Raw genomic sequence first — 2,648 nt, forward strand, 5'->3', positions numbered from 1 at the left:
CGGACCGCGGCGGGCGCCGCGAGCGCGAAGCACAGCACCGGCACCGCGGTGAGCAGTCCGGCGGTGGTCGCGGACAGCCCGACATCCGCCCGGATCTCCGGCAGCACCGGGGAGACCGCCGCGATCGCGCCGCGGAGATTGAGCGCGACCAGCAGGACAGCGAGGAGCGAGGAGGCCCCGCCCACCGGGAGCCGCCGCGTCCGCGACGGCTCCCCGACCCCGTGGGCCACGGTCAGGTGTCCGGTCCGACCGCGGCGGTGATCTGCGGGTCCTCCGGGGTCCGCTCCCCGGCCTTGGCCTGCTGGATGAGCTCCCACACGTGGGTGCGCAGCTCGCCGAAGCGCGACGTCGACCTGGTCGTGAGCTGATCACGCTCGTCCGGCAGGTCGACCGGCACGTCGGCCAGTACCAGTGTCGGGGCCATCGACAGGACGAGCACCCGTTCGCCGAGGTAGACGGCCTCGTCGATGTCGTGGGTGACGAACAGGACGGTGACGCCCAGCCGGCGCCACAGGCTGCGCACGAGGTCCTCCAGGTCGGCGCGGGTCTGCGCGTCGACGGCGGCGAACGGCTCGTCCATCAGCAGCACGCGCGGCTCGTACGCGACGGCACGCGCGATCGCGACCCGCTGTTGCATCCCGCCGGAGAGCTGCCACGGGTAGGAATCGGCCACGTGGGCGAGCTCGACCGCCTCCAGCGACTCGCGGACGAGGCGCCTGCGCTCACCGCGCGGGACCTTCTTCTCCTTCAACGGGAGCTCGACGTTGCCCCGCACGGTCATCCAGGGGAAGAGGCTGCGCCCGTACTCCTGGAACACCACGGCCATTCCCGGGGGCGGGGCGGTCACCCGCTCCCCCTCCAGGACGACCTCGCCGTCGGTCACCCCGAGCAGGCCGGCGACGCACTTGAGCAGCGTCGTCTTGCCCGCCCCGGACGGGCCGACGATGCAGGCGAGTTCCCCCGGGCGCACGGAGAACGTGAGCTCGCGGATCGCCTCGACGGTGCGGTTCCCGCCCTCGAAGACCTTGCGCACCCCGCGCACGTCGAGCATGGTCTCGGTCGTCACGTCAACCCTTTCCTCGCTGGGATTCGTGCAACCCGCGGTACCAGGCCAGTGCCCGGTACTCCACGAGTCGGAGGAGGAGCGCCAGCGTGATCCCGATCAGCCCGAGCAGGATGATCCCGCTCCACATCTGCGGGATCGCGAAACTGCGCTGAAACTGGATCACGGTGAAGCCGACGCCGTTGCTGGCGGCGAACATCTCGCTGATGACCATCAGGATGATGCCGACGGACAGCGCCTGGCGCGCGCCCGCCGCGATCTGCGGGCTGGCGCCCCGCAGCACGAGGTGCACCAGCCGGGACGAGCGGCGCATGCGGTAGCAGCGGGCGGTGTCCCGCAGGACCTCGTCGATGCCGCGCACGCCCTCGACCGTGTTGAGCAGGATCGGCCAGAGGCAGCCGGAGACGATCACCAGGACCTTCATCCAGTCCCCGATGCCGGCGAACAGGATGAGGATCGGCACCAGCACCGGTGGTGGGATCGCGCGGAAGAACTCGAGAACCGGTTCCACGACCGCGCGCAGCGTGGCCGAGGAACCGATCGCCGTTCCCAGACCGATCCCGAGCGCCAGCGCGATCAGATAGCCGGCCAGCAGGCGCAGCAGACTGGGCAGCACGTCGGCGGCCAGCCTGCCGCTGAACCATGTCTCCCCGAAGGTGCCGAGGATCTCCGACAGTGGCGGCCAGAAGAAGCTGGTGCTGTTCGCGGTGGCCACCCACCACAGGGTGATCAGCACGGCGGGCAGCCCGAGCGCGAGCAGCACGCGACGGGCGAATGAGACGATCACTTCGGCACCTCCCCGCGAACGGACGGGTGCCAGGCGAGGACGCGGCGCTCCGCGACCCGGGCCAGCAGGTTCACCAGAACCCCGAAGACCCCGGTGACGATCACCAGTGCGTACATCGTGTCCACCGCGCCCGAACTCTGCGCGACCTTGATCTGGGCACCGAGCCCCGGCGACCCGATGATCAGCTCACCGGTGATCTCCAGGATCAGTGCGACCGCCGCGGCCAGCCGGAACCCGGTCATCACGTACGGCAGGGCGGTCGGCCAGATCACCGTGCGCACCTGCGTCCACCGGCGGAACCGGTACGAGCGGGCGGTCTCCCGGGCCACCGGGTCCACGTCGCGCACCCCGTAGAGCACCTGCACCAGTACCTGCCAGAAACTCGCGTACACCACCAGGATCAGGGTCGCCCGCAGGTCACTGCCGTAGAGCAGCACCGCCAGCGGGATGAGCGCCACCGAGGGGATCGGGCGCAGGAACTCGATCGTCGAGTTCGTCGCCGCGCGCAGCAACGGGATGCTGCCGATGAGGATGCCGAGCACCACGCCCGCGGCCACGGCGATCGCCAGACCGATCGCCCAGCCCCGGATCGTCGCGACCAACGCGATCCAGAACTCCGCGGAGGACATCTGCCCGGCCAGCGCGGCGACCATCTCGCTGAACGGCGGGAGGAACCGGCGATCGACCACGCCCAGTCGCGGCACCAGTTCGAGCAGTGCCATCAGTCCGAGCACCCCCGCCGCGCCGAGCACGGGGGTCGGCACCGGGCCGCGGCTCCGCGTGGTCCGCGGGGCGCGC

3 protein-coding genes and 1 pseudogene are annotated in these 2,648 nt (G+C 71.1%); all 4 read right to left on the minus strand.

Annotation, left to right across the window (positions count from 1 at the left end):
- Positions 1-230 (minus strand): annotated as a pseudogene (locus SACHA_RS25230) (CynX/NimT family MFS transporter); the annotation flags it as partial.
- Between the two features lie 2 nt (positions 231-232).
- Positions 233-1,066 (minus strand): ABC transporter ATP-binding protein, encoded by an 834-nt coding sequence (locus SACHA_RS0109800; protein ID WP_019809304.1) that lies wholly within the window; start codon positions 1,064-1,066, stop codon positions 233-235.
- 1 nt (position 1,067) lies between these two features.
- The gene (locus tag SACHA_RS0109805) at positions 1,068-1,850 is read right to left on the minus strand and encodes an ABC transporter permease (protein WP_019809306.1); all 783 of its coding nucleotides are present in this window, start codon (positions 1,848-1,850) and stop codon (positions 1,068-1,070) included.
- Positions 1,847-2,648: ABC transporter permease (locus SACHA_RS0109810; RefSeq protein ID WP_051110161.1), on the minus strand; the 802-nt coding region annotated here is incomplete at its 5' end. The genes SACHA_RS0109805 and SACHA_RS0109810, both read right to left, overlap by 4 nt.

This window comes from Saccharomonospora halophila 8, assembly GCF_000383775.1.
Taxonomy (GTDB): Bacteria; Actinomycetota; Actinomycetes; order Mycobacteriales; family Pseudonocardiaceae; genus Saccharomonospora; species Saccharomonospora halophila.